16 protein-coding genes and 4 tRNA genes are annotated in these 16,513 nt (G+C 54.3%); 16 read left to right on the top strand and 4 right to left on the bottom strand.

From position 1 onward, the window contains the following. Positions 1 to 57 precede the first annotated feature (57 nt). Together MKZ79_RS15520 and MKZ79_RS15515 are read right to left on the bottom strand one after the other, a co-directional pair. Complete coding sequence (locus MKZ79_RS15520; RefSeq protein ID WP_336143439.1) at positions 58 to 1,434, bottom strand: MFS transporter; 1,377 nt, start codon at positions 1,432 to 1,434, stop codon at positions 58 to 60. A gap of 294 nt (positions 1,435 to 1,728) precedes the next feature. Further along, on the bottom strand, positions 1,729 to 2,628 hold the full coding sequence (locus tag MKZ79_RS15515) for a LysR family transcriptional regulator (RefSeq protein ID WP_336143438.1): 900 nt from the start codon (positions 2,626 to 2,628) through the stop codon (positions 1,729 to 1,731). 206 nt (positions 2,629 to 2,834) lie between these two features. On the opposite strand from MKZ79_RS15515, the gene MKZ79_RS15510 reads away from it, so the two are divergent. The 4 genes from MKZ79_RS15510 to MKZ79_RS15495 all read left to right on the top strand — a co-directional run bounded on the left by MKZ79_RS15510 (position 2,835) and on the right by MKZ79_RS15495 (position 5,100). Next, the gene (locus MKZ79_RS15510) at positions 2,835 to 3,167 is read left to right on the top strand and encodes a helix-turn-helix domain-containing protein (RefSeq protein ID WP_336143437.1); all 333 of its coding nucleotides are present in this window, start codon (positions 2,835 to 2,837) and stop codon (positions 3,165 to 3,167) included. A gap of 21 nt (positions 3,168 to 3,188) precedes the next feature. Beyond that, positions 3,189 to 3,419, top strand: coding sequence for a hypothetical protein (locus MKZ79_RS15505; protein WP_336143435.1), 231 nt, complete (start codon positions 3,189 to 3,191; stop codon positions 3,417 to 3,419). Between the two features lie 89 nt (positions 3,420 to 3,508). Then, positions 3,509 to 4,015, top strand: a complete 507-nt coding sequence (locus tag MKZ79_RS15500; protein ID WP_336143434.1) for a TIGR00645 family protein — start codon at positions 3,509 to 3,511, stop codon at positions 4,013 to 4,015. 188 nt (positions 4,016 to 4,203) lie between these two features. Next, positions 4,204 to 5,100, top strand: coding sequence for an alpha/beta hydrolase (locus MKZ79_RS15495; protein ID WP_336143433.1), 897 nt, complete (start codon positions 4,204 to 4,206; stop codon positions 5,098 to 5,100). 43 nt (positions 5,101 to 5,143) lie between these two features. Here MKZ79_RS15495 and coaA read toward each other — a convergent pair whose 3' ends face one another. Together coaA and MKZ79_RS15485 are read right to left on the bottom strand one after the other, a co-directional pair. Next, positions 5,144 to 6,094 carry a type I pantothenate kinase gene (gene coaA / locus MKZ79_RS15490; RefSeq protein ID WP_336143432.1) on the bottom strand — a complete coding sequence of 317 codons (951 nt, stop codon included), beginning with the start codon at positions 6,092 to 6,094 and terminating at the stop codon, positions 5,144 to 5,146. Between the two features lie 91 nt (positions 6,095 to 6,185). Beyond that, positions 6,186 to 6,476 (bottom strand): hypothetical protein, encoded by a 291-nt coding sequence (locus MKZ79_RS15485; protein WP_336143431.1) that lies wholly within the window; start codon positions 6,474 to 6,476, stop codon positions 6,186 to 6,188. A gap of 37 nt (positions 6,477 to 6,513) precedes the next feature. Here MKZ79_RS15485 and MKZ79_RS15480 point away from each other — a divergent pair. The 12 genes from MKZ79_RS15480 (at position 6,514) to rpoB (ending at position 16,452) form a co-directional block, all read left to right on the top strand. Continuing rightward, positions 6,514 to 6,589: transfer RNA gene (locus MKZ79_RS15480), tRNA-Thr, on the top strand. A 12-nt stretch (positions 6,590 to 6,601) separates the two neighbouring features. Then, positions 6,602 to 6,686: transfer RNA gene (locus tag MKZ79_RS15475), tRNA-Tyr, on the top strand. A gap of 306 nt (positions 6,687 to 6,992) precedes the next feature. Further along, positions 6,993 to 7,067, top strand: a tRNA-Gly gene (locus MKZ79_RS15470). 6 nt (positions 7,068 to 7,073) lie between these two features. After that, a tRNA-Thr gene (locus tag MKZ79_RS15465) sits at positions 7,074 to 7,149 on the top strand. Between the two features lie 114 nt (positions 7,150 to 7,263). Continuing rightward, the gene (gene tuf, locus MKZ79_RS15460; protein ID WP_336143430.1) at positions 7,264 to 8,448 is read left to right on the top strand and encodes an elongation factor Tu; all 1,185 of its coding nucleotides are present in this window, start codon (positions 7,264 to 7,266) and stop codon (positions 8,446 to 8,448) included. A 229-nt stretch (positions 8,449 to 8,677) separates the two neighbouring features. After that, on the top strand, positions 8,678 to 9,061 hold the full coding sequence (secE, locus tag MKZ79_RS15455) for a preprotein translocase subunit SecE (protein ID WP_336143429.1): 384 nt from the start codon (positions 8,678 to 8,680) through the stop codon (positions 9,059 to 9,061). Between the two features lies 1 nt (position 9,062). Continuing rightward, positions 9,063 to 9,608, top strand: a complete 546-nt coding sequence (gene nusG / locus MKZ79_RS15450) for a transcription termination/antitermination protein NusG (RefSeq protein ID WP_024966040.1) — start codon at positions 9,063 to 9,065, stop codon at positions 9,606 to 9,608. 144 nt (positions 9,609 to 9,752) lie between these two features. Next, on the top strand, positions 9,753 to 10,181 hold the full coding sequence (gene rplK / locus MKZ79_RS15445) for a 50S ribosomal protein L11 (protein WP_125290943.1): 429 nt from the start codon (positions 9,753 to 9,755) through the stop codon (positions 10,179 to 10,181). 3 nt (positions 10,182 to 10,184) lie between these two features. Then, positions 10,185 to 10,886 carry a 50S ribosomal protein L1 gene (gene rplA, locus MKZ79_RS15440; protein WP_336143428.1) on the top strand — a complete coding sequence of 234 codons (702 nt, stop codon included), beginning with the start codon at positions 10,185 to 10,187 and terminating at the stop codon, positions 10,884 to 10,886. 294 nt (positions 10,887 to 11,180) lie between these two features. Further along, complete coding sequence (rplJ, locus tag MKZ79_RS15435) at positions 11,181 to 11,678, top strand: 50S ribosomal protein L10 (RefSeq protein ID WP_125290945.1); 498 nt, start codon at positions 11,181 to 11,183, stop codon at positions 11,676 to 11,678. Between the two features lie 59 nt (positions 11,679 to 11,737). Continuing rightward, positions 11,738 to 12,103 (top strand): 50S ribosomal protein L7/L12, encoded by a 366-nt coding sequence (gene rplL / locus MKZ79_RS15430; RefSeq protein WP_253456287.1) that lies wholly within the window; start codon positions 11,738 to 11,740, stop codon positions 12,101 to 12,103. 320 nt (positions 12,104 to 12,423) lie between these two features. Next, entirely contained in the window at positions 12,424 to 16,452 is a 4,029-nt protein-coding gene (gene rpoB / locus MKZ79_RS15425) for a DNA-directed RNA polymerase subunit beta (protein ID WP_336143427.1), read from the top strand. The last annotated feature ends 61 nt before the right edge of the window (positions 16,453 to 16,513 follow it).

Raw genomic sequence — 16,513 nt, 5'->3', positions numbered from 1 at the left:
ACCATGAAGCTAAAGTGAAGGTTTTGCTGGCGAAGATCAACGCCTTCCGGCGTGGCGCTAAACTTTACGTACGCTGGTCGCCGTGGCGCCCGACCAGGTTTTATCCTCCGGCGTTTCGCCGCCGACGCGTTCTATTGGCCCCATCACGAACAGGAAGCAGCAGGCAGCGACGATGCAGTGAGCGCCAACGAATACCAGTCCCACGCTGTAGCTGCCGGTCAGCGCCACCAGATAGCCGAAGATAATCGGCGTGACGATACCGGCGATATTGCCGACGCAGTTGAAGATGGCGCCCGCCAGGCCGACCGCTTCTTTCGGCGCCGTATCGCTAATCACCGCCCAGGTTCCCGCGCCCGCCGCGACGCCTTTGCCATAAAAGGCGAAGGACATAATGGCGATGACCCAGAAGTTGCTGTTGGCTACGGCGGCGGCGATCAGCGTGGCGGCCATCAACATGCCGACGATATAAGGCGTTTTGCGCGCCCAGGAAACCGACCAGCCTTTGCGGATCAGGTAGTCGGAGATGACGCCGCCGGAGATGCCGCCCGCGAAACCGAACAGCGCCGGCGCGATGGTAGCAAACCCGGCGTGCAGAATATCCATGCCGCGCGCCTGCACCAGATAGATGGGAAACCAGGTAATAAAGAAATAGCTCAGCGCTATGATGCAGTACTGGCCGATATAGGCGCACCAGAGCATACGGTTGGTCAGCAACTTGTGGAAGGTGGCGCGGGAAGGGCGCGAGTTTTCCTTACGCTCCCGCGCCGAGTCGATATCGATCAGGCCGCCGCCCGCCTCGATATAGCTCAGCTCCTGCGGCGACACGCTGCGATGCAGGCGCGGCTCCTGCATATACCAGAGCCAGACGAAGAAGGCGACGATGCCGATAACGCCCAGCACGAAGAAAGGCCACGGCCAGCCGAACTCGGAAACCAGCCAGCCGGAGAGCGGCGAGAAGATGCCGACGGCAAAATATTGCGACGAGGCGAACAGCGAAGAGGCGCGGCCGCGTTCGGCTTTCGGAAACCACATAATGGCGACGCGGGCGTTGGCGGGAAAGCTCGGCGCCTCAATCAGCCCCAGCGCGAAACGCAGCGTAAACATCATCACCAGCGCGCTGGTCACGCCCGTGGAGAATTCGCCGACAAAGCCCATCGCCAGCGTGGAGAGCGACCAGAGTACCAGCGTTACGCCATAGACTTTTTTGGTGCCGAAACGGTCGAGAAAAAGGCCGCCGGGAATTTGTCCTATCACATAGGCCCAGCTAAAGGCGGAGAGAATAAAGCCGAGCTGTACGGGCGACAGGCCGAACTCATCCTTAATAGCGCCGCCGGCGATAGAGAGAATGGAGCGATCCGCATAGGCAATAACGGAAAGAAACAGTATCAGCATTAATATCCACACGCGCACGTGCGAGGCGTTTTTAGCTGTCATAGTGCTTACCCTTTTTATTATCGCTCTGATTACAGGCGCGGGAGATAGCGGCAGGCGAGAGGAAAACGACCAGCGGGCGTTTTTATCAACTATAGGAGCAGCTTTTCAGGCGGGTCATTGTGCTGTTGTCGGGATTAACGGGCGCGTTTAGCGATACATTAGGAAATATGCACGACGCGGCTTGAACCGCTTCACATTCCTTAAGTTATCCGCCGCGCCGCCAGCCCCGCTTTTCCGGAACGTGCGCTGTATCAGGTTTTCTTTCCGCGTAATCTTCTACAGAGAGCGCTTTTATCAGGGATCGATCATGGTTGGCCCGGCGATGCGCAGCACGTTGTAGAACCAGGTTTTCGCCGCGATATCGCCGATTTCCGTATGCGCATAGAGAAACACTTCCTGATTCGGCACGTGAAAAGGCAGCTCCAGCATGCGGCCATTGCCGCGACGCGCGTAGATTCTGGCAGCGCTGGAAGGCAGCGTCACCAGCAGATCGCTGGAGGCGATCAGCTCGCCGAGCGCGGCGAAGTGCGGCACCTCCAGCGCGATTTCCCGCTCCAGCTCAAACTCTTTCAGCCGGTCTTCCACAATATGGTGGCCGCTGGTGGCGGCGACCACCACGTGGCGCTCCCGCATATAGTCATCCAGCGACAGGCTCTCTTTAATGCGAGGGTGATCGACGTTAAGCAGGCAGACGTAGCGTTCATAGGCCATCAGCTCACGCTGCGCGGAGGAGACGGATTCGTTGCGGCTGCAAAGCGCCGCGTCAACGCGACCGGTCAGCAGCCATTCATCAAGCTTGTGCACGTCAACCGGGATCACTTCCAGCTGAATATGGGGCGCGACGTTGCGGAACAGCGTGATGAGCTTAGGCAGCAGCAGCAGCTCGCCCAAATCCGTCAGCGCCAGACGAAATTTATAGCGTGACGTTTCCGGCGAGAAGATACGGGTTTCCGCCACGGCCTTTTCAATGCCGGTCAGCGATTTTTTAAATACCTTGTAGAGTCGGGTCGCGGTGGGCGTCGGCTCCATGCCTTTACGGCTGCGCTTGAAGAGTTCGTCGTTGGTGGCGCCGCGCAGCCGTGAAAGCGCATAGCTGGCGGAAGGCTGCGTGATAAAGAGGCGACTGGCGGCGCCGCTGACGCTGCGGGTTTCGTAAATAGCGGTAAAAACGCGCACCAGGTTCAGATCGAGCATAGTCACCTCTATAGAGACACTCTATTAACCAAGATTAAAATTATCTATTTGAACTATTTTACGCTTCTTTATATCCTTCCGGCAAATTTTGATAACTTACGTTATTTTTTGTATATCAAAATTTAACTAATAAAAAACATATAGATATAAAATTACATCGTGGCGTGGTGGCGCAACATGCAGGGCGTAGCCGCAGGAGAAAGCAAGTGAAAGGTGAAATCGTAGACGTGATCGTCGACTGGATTGAAGCACATCTGGACGACGGACTGAACATAGAAGCCGTAGCCGCGCGCTCTGGTTATTCTAAATGGCACTTACAGCGCGCTTTTAAAGAGAAAAAAGGCATGACGCTGGGCACCTTTATCCGCTGTCGTCGTCTGGATGAAGCGGCGAAGAGTCTGGTGACTTCCCATAAGACGATTATGACCATCTCGATGGATCTGGGTTTCTCTTCTCAACAATGCTTCCAGCGCGTGTTTAAAAAACACTTCAACGTGACGCCGAGAGATTATCGCAACCAGCATCGCGAGCTGCACTAAGCCCGTCGCCCCTGACCCACTATGATAAAAAAATATGCATTTCTTATCGCGCTGGCGATAAGCGGAAGCAGTTTCGCCGCGCTGCCCGTTCGTCCAGCGCTCGCAAACATAGCTGGCTGGTGCGAGCCGGACGTTTGCCTGCGACCGGCACAGGCCGGTAACGGGCTGGCGGAGATTAGCGGCGTTGACCGTCAGCCGCGCCGCGTGCTGGAACCGATAGCGGCGGGCACGCTGACGGAACAGCCAGAGTAAATCTCGCCAGACGATCCGCGCAGGTGAAAAATTTAACATTCCATCAGGTATACTAACGCTCGCTCGTTTTAACCTGCTTACGGAATGCTATGGAACGTTTCACCGAAAACCTTATCTACGCCTCACGCTGGCTGCTGGCGCCTATTTATCTTGGCCTCTCCCTCGGCCTGCTGGCGCTGGCGATCAAATTCTTTCAGGAAGTTTTTCATCTGCTGCCCAACGTGCTGGCTATCGCGGAAAACGATCTGGTGCTGGTACTGCTGTCAATGATCGATCTGACGCTGGTCGGCGGCCTGCTGGTGATGGTGATGCTCTCCGGCTATGAAAACTTCGTCTCCAGACTGGATATCGGCGAACATAAAGAGAAGCTGAGCTGGCTCGGGAAGATGGATTCCGGCTCGCTGAAAAATAAAGTGGCCGCTTCTATCGTGGCGATCTCCTCTATCCATCTGCTGCGGGTGTTTATGGATGCGAAAAACATCCCCGATAACAAGCTGATGTGGTACGTCATTATTCATCTGGCCTTTGTGCTCTCCGCTTTTGTCATGGGCTATCTGGACGCCATGTCGCGCCGGGATAAAAGCAGCAGCCACTGATCGCCTTTCGCCCGGCTCGCGCCGGGCATTGCCGCCGCGAATTTTTCTTGCCTCTTTGCCGGAAGATCGCATAAAAAAGCGGTTCTCCTTGCCGATAAAAAAATATTCGCTTCCAGTGCCTGCTTTACGCAGCCAGGCAGAGCGTTTTTTTGTGGGAAGATCCGGGCTACTGAGGAAAACCATGCCAGATGATTAGTCGACGTCGGTTAATAATGGGAACCGGCGCAGCTATGCTTGCGATGACCGCCGGGAAACTGTTCGCCAGGGAAGACATCATTCCGCTATGGCCGGACGAACCGCCGGGCGGCGGCGGCCCGAGCGGCGCGCTGCGCATCTCCGCCAACGGTTCCTGGTCCAATATCGTCAGTCCCGCTATCCAGCGTTTTCAGCCGCAGGAACCTAACGGCTCGGCAGTGCTGATCGCCGCGGGCGGCGGTTACCGCTGGATCGGGATGGGCGGCGAGGCCTGGCCGGTAGCGCGCTGGCTGAACGCTCGTGGCTATACGGCCTATGTGCTGAGCTATCGTTTGCCGCACGAGAAGTGGCACGCGGGAAGGCTGGCGCCTTTTCAGGATGCGCAGCGCGCTATCAGGCTGGTGCGCTCGCTGGAGCGCAAAGTTCATCTGCTGGGCTTTTCCGCCGGCGGACATTTGCTGGGCATGTCGGCGGCGCGGCCCGGTTTCGTCACCTATGCGCCGCAGGATACGCTGGATCAAATTGCACCCGTGGCGGACAGCGTAGCGCTTATCTACCCGGTGATTACCCTGGAAGCGCCTTATACCCATACGCGCACCCATAGCGAAATCGTCGGGAAAAACGCCTCGCCAGCTGACGAGGCGGGCTGGTCGGTAGAGAATTACGTAACGCGCAGTTTTCCGCCGACTTTTCTGGCGCAGGCTGAAGACGACCACACCTCAAATCCGCACAATACGCAGATTATGCACGATGCCTGTCGCCGCATGGGCGTGCCTGTGGAACAGATTAAAATTACGCGCGGTGGGCATGGTTTCGGATTGGGCAGGGCGGGAACGCCGGCGGCTATCTGGGATGAGGCTTATGCCATCTGGCTGGCGGGCCGTCGCTAACAGGGTGTCGGCTAGCGCCTTCCGTGGCGCAAGCCTGTAGCAGCTATTTCCTGAGCCTGACCAGATCGACCGCATGGTCGGTGCTTTTAGTCATAATCAGGCTGGCTCTTTCGCGGGTCGGCAGAATGTTTTCTTTCAGGTTCATCAGGTTGATCTCTTCCCATAGCTGCGTGGCGATGCCTACGGCCTCATCCTCGGGCAGCTTCGCATAGTGATGGAAATAGGAATCGGGATCGGTAAAAGCGCCCTGACGAAACTTCAGGAAGCGATTGATGTACCAGCTGCGCAGCAAATCTTCCGGCGCGTCCACATAGATAGAGAAATCCACGAAGTCAGAGACAAAAACATGATGCGGGTCGTGCGGGTAATCCATGCCGCTCTGCAGCACGTTCAACCCTTCCAGAATCAGAATGTCCGGCTGTTGAACAACTTTGTCGCCGTCCGGAATAACGTCGTAAATCAGGTGCGAATAGACCGGCGCGGTAACCTGAGCGGCGCCCGACTTCAGCGCCGAGACGAAATTCACCAGGCGATGCATATCATAAGATTGCGGAAAGCCCTTTTTCTTCATCAGGCCGCGCTCTTTCAGCACCTGATTGGGATGCAGGAAGCCGTCGGTGGTGATCAGTTCGACGCGGCGGTGTTCCGGCCAGCGGCTCAGCAGCGCCTGCAGCACGCGCGCGGTAGTGCTTTTACCTACGGCGACGCTGCCGGCGATGCTGATGATATAGGGAATTTTCTGGCCGTTGGTGCCCAGAAACTGCTCCAGCACCGCCTGTCGACGCAGATCGGAATTGATATAGAAGTTAAGCAGGCGCGATAGCGGCAGATAGATCTCGGCGACCTCGTTAAGAGAAAGGTCTTCGTTGATGCCTTCGAGCCGGGCAATTTCTTCTTTGCTCAGGGTCATCGGCACGGAATCACGCAGCGCGGCCCACTGCGAACGGTTAAATTGCAGATAGGGTGTGGTCAACAAAGATTCTTTTTTGCTCATATACATGCTTCTGCCAGCAAGAACTTGCCTGTCGTGGCGTGCGCAGAGAAGGGATTGTCCGCCGCTGCCGCTCGCGTAACTAAGGTAAATTTCAGAAAACAATGGGCAGGAGGTTAACACCAGACGGGGCGGAATCAGAAGGAAAAATAAAAACTGTCGCCGCAAACGGAATGCTTACCGCATTAATTGGAAAATTCGCCGTTCGATCGGCGACAGCCATAAGCTTTGCAGCTGCCGGAAAAGAAAAAACGGCGGAACACGATGCGCCACGACGACTAATTTGTCGCTTTTTAAAGCGAAACGGTTGATGCAGAGCACTTTTTTGCGAAGAATTGCACAAATAACAGGCATAAGAACTTTTATCGCAATTTTTTTGTTGCATCCCGCCGCCACACTTCCTAGAATGCGCACCACTTGATGCCGGCTTAGCTCAGTTGGTAGAGCAACTGACTTGTAATCAGTAGGTCACCAGTTCGATTCCGGTAGCCGGCACCATCAAGTACCCCAGGTGGGGTTCCCGAGCGGCCAAAGGGAGCAGACTGTAAATCTGCCGTCATCGACTTCGAAGGTTCGAATCCTTCCCCCACCACCATTAACATTGCTCGCAATGTTAATAAGAGGCAGAGCTCTTCAAATTCCCCACGGGGAAGGATGAGAAGCTTCGACCTCGAAGGTTTGACCCGAAGGGCGCGGAGCGAAGCGACGTAAATCCTTCTAACATGGAAGTCAAACCTGGCACCACCATTTCAGTCTGGCCTTATCAGGCTGCAAATACAGATTTTAGACTGAGCTCAGGCACAGTCGGAGTCATCAAGCAAATGCGGGTTGACTCGAGTGGCAGGAAAGCGTTTCTGCTATTCACAAGCTACAGACAGAACAGGTAGCCGAGTTCCAGGATGCGGGCATCGTATAATGGCTATTACCTCAGCCTTCCAAGCTGATGATGCGGGTTCGATTCCCGCTGCCCGCTCCAAGCCGTGCTGATATGGCTCAGTTGGTAGAGCGCACCCTTGGTAAGGGTGAGGTCCCCAGTTCGACTCTGGGTATCAGCACCACTTCTAAATCTCCCTCCCTGATTCTTTCTCTGTACGTTAAAATTCAACAGTTCAGGCAATGCCTGGTTGATGTGGTGATATCACCGATTTATCCGTGTCTTAGAGGGACAAGCGATGTCTAAAGAAAAATTTGAACGTTCCAAACCGCACGTCAACGTTGGTACTATCGGCCACGTTGACCACGGTAAAACTACCCTGACTGCTGCTATCACCACCGTACTGGCTAAAACCTACGGCGGTTCTGCTCGTGCATTCGACCAGATCGATAACGCGCCAGAAGAAAAAGCTCGTGGTATCACCATCAACACCTCTCACGTTGAGTACGATACTCCGTCACGTCACTACGCGCACGTTGACTGCCCAGGCCACGCCGACTATGTGAAAAACATGATCACCGGTGCTGCGCAGATGGACGGCGCTATTCTGGTTGTTGCTGCGACTGACGGCCCAATGCCGCAGACCCGTGAGCACATCCTGCTGGGTCGTCAGGTTGGCGTTCCTTACATCATCGTGTTCCTGAACAAGTGCGACATGGTTGATGACGAAGAGCTGCTGGAGCTGGTAGAGATGGAAGTCCGTGACCTGCTGTCACAGTACGACTTCCCGGGCGACGACACCCCAATCGTTCACGGTTCCGCGCTGAAAGCGCTGGAAGGCGACGCTGAGTGGGAAGCGAAAATCATCGAGCTGGCTGGTCACCTGGACAACTACATCCCGGAACCAGAGCGCGCTATCGACAAGCCGTTCCTGCTGCCAATCGAAGACGTGTTCTCTATCTCCGGCCGTGGTACCGTTGTTACCGGTCGTGTAGAGCGCGGTATCGTTAAAGTGGGCGAAGAAGTTGAAATCGTTGGTATCAAAGATACCGTGAAATCAACCTGTACCGGCGTTGAAATGTTCCGTAAGCTGCTGGATGAAGGCCGTGCGGGCGAGAACTGCGGTATCCTGCTGCGCGGTATCAAGCGCGAAGATATCCAGCGTGGTCAGGTTCTGGCTAAGCCAGGCACCATCAAGCCACACACCAAGTTCGAGTCTGAGGTTTACATCCTGTCTAAAGACGAAGGCGGCCGTCATACTCCGTTCTTCAAAGGCTACCGTCCACAGTTCTACTTCCGTACTACTGACGTGACCGGTACCATCGAACTGCCAGAAGGCGTGGAAATGGTAATGCCAGGCGACAACATCAAAATGGTTGTTACCCTGATCCACCCAATCGCCATGGACGATGGTCTGCGTTTCGCAATCCGCGAAGGCGGCCGTACCGTTGGTGCGGGCGTTGTTGCCAAAGTTATCGCTTAATCGCTGATAATATTTGACGCAATGCACAAGAAGAGGGCATCATTTGATGCCCTTTTTGCACGCTGTAACATAGAACCTGGCTCATCAGTGATTTTCAACCATAATCATTGCTGAGGCAGGCTCTGTAGCACGGCGTTATATGCCGAGTTTCGCCTGAGCGCATTATTCGGTTCGGTTGCCGCTTGTTATGGGGCAAAACAGTTTCTGATCTATTGTGGCAGGTTGGTTTATGAGTGCTAATACCGAAGCTCAAGGGAGCGGGCGCGGACTGGAAACGGTAAAGTGGTTAGTGGTGGCGCTGCTGCTGCTCGTGGCCGTGGTCGGCAACTACTATTATCGTGAGATCACCCTCCCGCTGCGCGCGCTGGCCGTTGTAATCCTGATCGCAGCAGCAGGTGGCATCGCGCTGCTGACGACGAAGGGCAAAGCGACGCTGGCTTTTGCCCGCGAAGCGCGCACGGAAGTTCGCAAGGTTATTTGGCCGACTCGTCAGGAAACGTTGCATACCACCTTAATCGTTGCCGCGGTTACTGCCGTGATGTCACTGATTTTGTGGGGACTGGATGGTATTCTGGTCCGTCTGGTATCGTTTATCACTGGCCTGAGGTTCTGAGATGTCTGAAGCTCCAAAAAAGCGCTGGTACGTCGTTCAGGCGTTTTCCGGCTTTGAAGGCCGTGTAGCCCAGTCGCTGCGCGAGCATATCAAATTACATAACATGGAAGAGCTTTTTGGCGACGTCATGGTACCAACCGAAGAAGTGGTTGAGATCCGTGGCGGTCAGCGTCGCAAAAGCGAACGCAAGTTTTTCCCGGGCTATGTTCTGGTTCAAATGGTCATGAACGACGCAAGCTGGCACTTAGTGCGCAGCGTGCCGCGCGTCATGGGATTCATTGGCGGCACTTCCGATCGTCCGGCACCTATTAGCGATAAAGAAGTCGACGCGATCATGAACCGCCTGCAGTCCGCCGGCGACAAGCCGCGTCCGAAAACGCTGTTCGAGCCAGGCGAGATGGTCCGTGTCAACGACGGTCCTTTTGCCGACTTCAACGGTGTGGTGGAAGAGGTGGACTACGAAAAGAGCCGCCTGAAAGTTTCCGTTTCCATCTTTGGCCGTGCAACGCCGGTCGAACTGGATTTCGGTCAGGTTGAGAAAGGCTGACCGTTCTGCTCAAAACAGAATAACAGTTGCGGAAGGCGCGAAATTACCCTACAATTTCGCGCCTTTTGTTTTTATGCGCACGGCGCGTAAATATTAATCACGGGGAGCTCTTCCAGAGCGCTTGCACCCAATAGAGGAAATATCATGGCTAAGAAAGTACAAGCCTACGTTAAGCTGCAGGTTGCAGCCGGTATGGCGAACCCGAGTCCACCAGTTGGTCCGGCTCTGGGTCAGCAGGGCGTTAACATCATGGAATTCTGTAAAGCGTTCAACGCCAAAACAGAATCCGTTGAGAAAGGTCTGCCGATTCCGGTTGTTATTACCGTTTATTCTGACCGTTCTTTCACCTTCGTTACCAAAACGCCTCCAGCAGCTGTACTGCTGAAGAAAGCGGCGGGTATCAAGTCTGGTTCCGGCAAGCCGAACAAAGACAAAGTAGGTAAAGTATCACGTGCTCAGGTACGTGAAATCGCAGAAACTAAAGCTGCGGACATGACTGGTGCTGACGTTGAAGCGATGACTCGCTCAATCGAAGGTACTGCTCGTTCCATGGGCCTGGTAGTAGAGGATTAATACATGAAACTGACCAAGCGCATGCGCGTGATCCGTGACAAAGTTGATGCTACCAAGCAGTACGACATCAACGAAGCTGTAGCTCTGCTGAAAGAACTGGCCACCGCTAAGTTCGTAGAAAGCGTTGACGTAGCTGTAAACCTGGGCATCGATGCTCGTAAATCTGACCAGAACGTGCGCGGTGCAACTGTACTGCCACACGGTACCGGTCGTTCAGTACGCGTTGCCGTATTTACCCAGGGCGCAAACGCTGAAGCTGCTAAAGCAGCCGGCGCAGAGCTGGTAGGTATGGAAGATCTGGCTGAGCAGATCAAAAAAGGCGAAATGAACTTTGACGTGGTTATCGCATCTCCGGATGCCATGCGCGTTGTTGGCCAGCTGGGCCAGGTTCTGGGCCCACGCGGTCTGATGCCAAACCCGAAAGTTGGCACCGTTACTCCTAACGTTGCTGAAGCGGTTAAAAACGCTAAAGCGGGCCAGGTTCGCTATCGTAACGACAAAAACGGCATCATCCATACCACTATCGGTAAGGTTGATTTCGAGTCCGATAAGCTGAAAGAAAACCTGGAAGCCCTGCTGGTTGCGCTGAAAAAAGCGAAACCTTCTCAGGCGAAAGGCGTTTTCATCAAGAAAGTTAGCATCTCCACCACTATGGGTGCAGGTGTTGCGGTTGATCAGGCTGGCCTGAACGCTGTAGCTAACTAATCTGCTTTACGCGGGCGAAATTTTCTACTAGAATCTTACGCCCGTTGTTCTGCAAATAAGCAGAACCAGAATTTTCGGTTGGAGCCTGGCCTTATCCAGGCCTCCGTCCAAGACCGCAGGTGTTTCGCGAGAAACTTAATTTCCTGCGTAGACGGTGACAGAACCTGAAGAATATTTTTATAGTCTTTGCTGGATTCTGCTCACCGTGTTTGAGCGCCTGCTTACAGTCATGTTCGCAGGTGATGTGAGTTCCGGAGGAATCCTTCTCCGGTCAAAATCCAGGAGCAAAAGCTAATGGCATTAAATCTTCAAGACAAACAAGCGATTGTTGCTGAAGTCACCGAAGTAGCCAAAGGCGCGCTGTCTGCGGTAGTTGCGGATTCCCGCGGCGTGACCGTAGACAAAATGACTGAACTGCGTAAAGCAGGTCGTGAAGCTGGCGTTTACATGCGTGTTGTTCGTAACACCCTGCTGCGCCGCGTCGTTGAAGGAACTCAGTTTGAGATCCTGAAAGACACGTTTGTTGGTCCGACCCTGATTGCATACTCTATGGAACACCCGGGCGCTGCTGCTCGTCTGTTCAAAGAGTTCGCGAAAGCGAATGCAAAATTTGAGGTCAAAGCTGCGGCCTTTGAAGGTGAGCTGATCACGGCGGCGAATATCGACCGTCTGGCAACTCTGCCAACTTACGAAGAAGCGCTGGCACGTCTGATGTCGACCATGAAAGAAGCCGCTGCAGGCAAACTGGTCCGCACCCTGGCTGCCGTACGCGACGCCAAAGAAGCTGCATAAGCTTTTTGCCCGTTGCACTTTAACGTATAAACTATTTCTGATTCACAGGAACAATTGTCATGTCTATCACTAAAGATCAAATTCTGGAAGCAGTAGCGGCTATGTCTGTAATGGACGTTGTTGAGCTGGTTTCCGCTATGGAAGAAAAATTCGGCGTTTCTGCTGCTGCTGCTGTAGCTGTTGCTGCTGGCCCGGCTGAAGCTGCTGAAGAAAAAACCGAGTTCGACGTTGTGCTGAAAGCTATCGGCGCTAACAAAGTTGCCGTAATCAAAGCTGTACGTGGCGCAACTGGTCTGGGTCTGAAAGAAGCTAAAGACCTGGTTGAGTCTGCACCTGCTGCCCTGAAAGAAGGCATCAGCAAAGACGACGCAGAAGCTCTGAAGAAATCCCTGGAAGAAGCTGGCGCGGAAGTTGAAGTTAAATAAGCCACGCTTTCAGTTTGCAGCCTGAGTTAATCAGGCTGACGGCTGGTGACTTTTTGGTCACCAGCCTTTTTGCGCTGTAGAGCGTCAGTGACGTTTCACACCGTTTAGTCACTGATTTGCTTAATGTCTTTTTCTATCGACGCCTTAATATACTGCCTTCCCGCAGGGTTCCCTGCCTTGCACGGCAATGAAATGATTTAAGAGTGATAGAAAGAGGTATTACGGAAGCTGTTCATTCCGACCCAACAAAATAGTGTTGCATGAACTGTCCCCCCTGGACGGACAGAGAGGTTCTACTTTTCAGCGAGCTGAGGAACCCTATGGTTTACTCCTATACCGAGAAAAAACGCATTCGTAAGGATTTTGGCAAACGTCCACAGGTTTTGGATGTTCCCTATCTCCTTTCTATCCAGCTTGACTCGTTCCAGAAGTTCATCGAGCAAGATCCGGAAGGTCAGTATGGTCTGGAAGCTGCTTTCCGTTCCGTATTCCCTATCCAAAGCTATAGCGGTAACTCTGAGCTGCAGTACGTCAGCTACCGTTTAGGCGAGCCTGTCTTTGATGTGAAAGAGTGTCAGATTCGTGGCGTCACGTATTCTGCTCCTCTGCGCGTAAAACTGCGCCTGGTGATCTACGAGCGTGAAGCGCCCGAAGGCACCGTAAAAGACATTAAAGAGCAGGAAGTATACATGGGCGAAATTCCGCTCATGACCGATAACGGTACCTTTGTCATCAACGGTACAGAGCGTGTTATCGTTTCTCAGCTGCATCGTAGTCCTGGTGTCTTCTTTGACAGCGATAAGGGTAAAACCCACTCATCGGGTAAAGTGCTGTATAACGCACGCATCATCCCTTACCGTGGTTCCTGGTTGGACTTTGAGTTCGACCCGAAAGACAACCTGTTCGTTCGTATCGACCGTCGCCGTAAGCTGCCTGCGACCATCATTCTGCGCGCGCTGAACTACACCACTGAGCAGATCCTCGACCTGTTCTTCGAAAAAGTCGTGTATGAGATCCGCAACAACAAGCTGCAGATGGAACTGGTGCCTGAGCGCCTGCGCGGCGAAACCGCCTCTTTCGACATCGAAGCCAACGGCACCGTATACGTTGAGAAAGGCCGTCGCATTACCGCACGCCACATTCGTCAGCTGGAAAAAGATGGCGTTGAGCACATCGAAGTTCCGGTTGAATATATCGCGGGTAAAGTCGTCGCTAAAGATTACATCGACGAAAGCACCGGCGAGCTGATCGTTGCCGCGAACATGGAGCTGTCGCTGGATCTGCTGGCTAAACTGAGCCAGTCCGGCCACAAGCGCATTGAAACGCTGTTTACCAACGATCTGGATCACGGCCCGTACATCTCCGAGACCGTACGCGTCGACCCAACCACCGATCGCCTGAGCGCGCTGGTTGAGATCTACCGCATGATGCGTCCTGGCGAACCGCCAACGCGTGAAGCGGCTGAAAACCTGTTTGAGAACCTGTTCTTCTCTGAAGACCGCTATGACCTTTCTGCGGTAGGCCGCATGAAGTTCAACCGTTCTCTGCTGCGTGACGAGATCGAAGGTTCCGGTATCCTGAGCAAAGACGACATCATCGAAGTGATGAAGAAGCTCATCGGTATCCGTAACGGTATTGGCGAAGTGGATGATATCGACCACCTCGGCAACCGTCGTATCCGTTCCGTTGGCGAAATGGCCGAGAACCAGTTCCGCGTAGGTCTGGTACGTGTTGAGCGCGCGGTGAAAGAGCGTCTTTCCCTGGGCGACCTCGATACCCTGATGCCTCAGGATATGATCAACGCCAAGCCGATCTCCGCAGCAGTGAAAGAGTTCTTTGGTTCCAGCCAGCTGTCACAGTTTATGGACCAGAACAACCCGCTGTCAGAGATTACGCACAAGCGTCGTATCTCTGCGCTTGGCCCAGGCGGTCTGACGCGTGAGCGCGCAGGCTTTGAAGTTCGAGACGTTCACCCGACTCACTACGGTCGCGTGTGCCCAATCGAAACGCCTGAAGGTCCAAACATCGGTCTGATTAACTCGCTGTCCGTGTACGCACAGACCAACGAGTACGGTTTCCTGGAAACCCCATACCGTCGCGTGCGCGAAGGCGTGGTGACCGACGAAATTCATTACCTCTCTGCAATCGAAGAGGGTAACTACGTTATCGCTCAGGCGAACACCAATCTCGACGACGAAGGTCACTTCGTGGACGACCTGGTGACCTGCCGTAGCAAAGGCGAATCGAGCCTGTTCAGCCGCGATCAGGTTGACTACATGGACGTTTCCACCCAGCAGGTGGTTTCCGTCGGTGCGTCGCTGATCCCGTTCCTGGAGCACGATGACGCCAACCGCGCATTGATGGGTGCAAACATGCAACGTCAGGCGGTTCCAACTCTGCGCGCTGATAAGCCGCTGGTTGGTACCGGTATGGAGCGCGCGGTAGCGGTTGACTCCGGCGTTACTGCCGTAGCGAAACGTGGCGGTACCGTACAGTACGTCGACGCATCCCGTATCGTTATCAAAGTTAACGAAGACGAGATGTATCCGGGCGAAGCGGGCATCGACATCTACAACCTGACCAAGTACACCCGTTCTAACCAGAACACCTGCATCAACCAGATGCCGTGTGTGAATCTGGGCGAGCCGATCGAGCGCGGCGACGTGCTGGCCGATGGCCCGTCTACGGATCTGGGCGAGCTGGCGCTGGGTCAGAACATGCGCGTGGCGTTCATGCCGTGGAACGGCTACAACTTCGAAGACTCCATTCTGGTCTCCGAGCGCGTGGTACAGGAAGATCGCTTCACCACTATCCATATTCAGGAACTGGCGTGCGTGTCTCGCGACACCAAGCTGGGGCCGGAAGAGATCACCGCCGACATCCCTAACGTGGGTGAAGCTGCGCTCTCTAAACTGGATGAATCCGGTATCGTTTATATCGGTGCGGAAGTGACCGGCGGCGACATTCTGGTTGGTAAGGTTACGCCGAAGGGCGAAACCCAGCTGACGCCAGAAGAGAAACTGCTGCGCGCAATCTTCGGTGAGAAAGCGTCTGACGTTAAAGACTCTTCTCTGCGTGTGCCAAACGGCGTCTCCGGCACCGTTATCGACGTGCAGGTCTTTACCCGCGATGGCGTGGAAAAAGACAAGCGCGCGCTGGAAATCGAAGAGATGCAGCTGAAGCAGGCGAAGAAAGACCTGTCTGAAGAACTGCAGATCCTCGAAGCCGGCCTGTTCAGCCGTATCAACTACCTGCTGGTTTCCGGCGGCGTTGAAGCGGAAAAACTGGACAAGCTGCCGCGCGAGCGCTGGCTGGAACTCGGCCTGACCGACGAAGAAAAACAGAGTCAGCTGGAGCAGCTGGCGGAGCAGTACGACGAGCTGAAGCACGAGTTTGAGAAGAAACTCGAAGCGAAACGCCGCAAAATCACTCAGGGCGATGACCTGGCACCGGGCGTGCTGAAAATCGTGAAAGTGTATCTGGCCGTTAAACGTCAGATCCAGCCTGGTGACAAAATGGCAGGTCGTCACGGGAACAAAGGTGTTATCTCCAAGATCAACCCGATCGAAGATATGCCATACGACGAGAACGGTACGCCGGTCGATATCGTACTGAACCCGCTGGGCGTACCATCACGTATGAACATTGGTCAGATTCTGGAAACCCACCTGGGTATGGCTGCGAAAGGCATCGGCGAGAAGATCAACGCCATGCTCAAGCGTCAGGAAGAAGTCTCCAAACTGCGTGAGTTTATTCAGCGCGCTTACGATCTGGGCACCGACGTGCGTCAGAAAGTAGACCTGAATACCTTCAGCGATGACGAAGTGCTGCGTCTGGCCGAGAACCTGAAAAAAGGTATGCCAATTGCCACGCCAGTGTTTGACGGCGCGAAAGAGAGCGAGATCAAAGAGCTGCTGCAGCTCGGCGGCCTGCCTTCTTCCGGTCAGATCACCCTGTTCGATGGCCGTACCGGCGAGCAGTTTGAGCGTCAGGTTACCGTTGGCTACATGTACATGCTGAAACTCAACCACCTGGTTGATGACAAAATGCATGCGCGTTCTACCGGTTCTTACAGCCTGGTTACTCAGCAGCCGCTGGGTGGTAAGGCGCAGTTCGGTGGACAGCGCTTCGGTGAGATGGAAGTGTGGGCGCTGGAAGCATACGGCGCCGCCTATACCCTGCAGGAAATGCTGACCGTGAAGTCTGATGACGTCAACGGCCGTACCAAGATGTATAAAAACATCGTTGACGGCAACCATCAGATGGAACCGGGCATGCCGGAATCCTTCAACGTACTGTTGAAAGAGATCCGCTCGCTGGGTATCAACATCGAGCTGGAAGACGAGTAAGCACTCGAATTTGTACTGGTTACGAGGCGGCCCGAATTGCCGGGCCGTCTTGAGAAGTCTC

This window comes from Erwinia sp. CGal63 (assembly GCF_037026505.1).
GTDB lineage: Bacteria > Pseudomonadota > Gammaproteobacteria > Enterobacterales > Enterobacteriaceae > Erwinia.
The sequence above is the reverse complement of the archived record's forward strand: the minus strand, read 5'-3'. Positions and strand labels throughout refer to the sequence as shown.

Coding starts and splice junctions, on each gene's coding strand:
- MKZ79_RS15485 (WP_336143431.1), bottom strand. CDS start 6,476: ATGCAACAAAAAAATTGCGATAAAAGTTCTTATGCCTGTTATTTGTGC.
- MKZ79_RS15495 (WP_336143433.1), top strand. CDS start 4,204: ATGATTAGTCGACGTCGGTTAATAATGGGAACCGGCGCAGCTATGCTT.
- rplJ (WP_125290945.1), top strand. CDS start 11,181: ATGGCATTAAATCTTCAAGACAAACAAGCGATTGTTGCTGAAGTCACC.
- nusG (WP_024966040.1), top strand. CDS start 9,063: ATGTCTGAAGCTCCAAAAAAGCGCTGGTACGTCGTTCAGGCGTTTTCC.
- secE (WP_336143429.1), top strand. CDS start 8,678: ATGAGTGCTAATACCGAAGCTCAAGGGAGCGGGCGCGGACTGGAAACG.
- rplL (WP_253456287.1), top strand. CDS start 11,738: ATGTCTATCACTAAAGATCAAATTCTGGAAGCAGTAGCGGCTATGTCT.
- coaA (WP_336143432.1), bottom strand. CDS start 6,094: ATGAGCAAAAAAGAATCTTTGTTGACCACACCCTATCTGCAATTTAAC.
- MKZ79_RS15505 (WP_336143435.1), top strand. CDS start 3,189: ATGATAAAAAAATATGCATTTCTTATCGCGCTGGCGATAAGCGGAAGC.
- rpoB (WP_336143427.1), top strand. CDS start 12,424: ATGGTTTACTCCTATACCGAGAAAAAACGCATTCGTAAGGATTTTGGC.
- tuf (WP_336143430.1), top strand. CDS start 7,264: ATGTCTAAAGAAAAATTTGAACGTTCCAAACCGCACGTCAACGTTGGT.
- rplK (WP_125290943.1), top strand. CDS start 9,753: ATGGCTAAGAAAGTACAAGCCTACGTTAAGCTGCAGGTTGCAGCCGGT.
- rplA (WP_336143428.1), top strand. CDS start 10,185: ATGAAACTGACCAAGCGCATGCGCGTGATCCGTGACAAAGTTGATGCT.
- MKZ79_RS15500 (WP_336143434.1), top strand. CDS start 3,509: ATGGAACGTTTCACCGAAAACCTTATCTACGCCTCACGCTGGCTGCTG.
- MKZ79_RS15520 (WP_336143439.1), bottom strand. CDS start 1,434: ATGACAGCTAAAAACGCCTCGCACGTGCGCGTGTGGATATTAATGCTG.
- MKZ79_RS15515 (WP_336143438.1), bottom strand. CDS start 2,628: ATGCTCGATCTGAACCTGGTGCGCGTTTTTACCGCTATTTACGAAACC.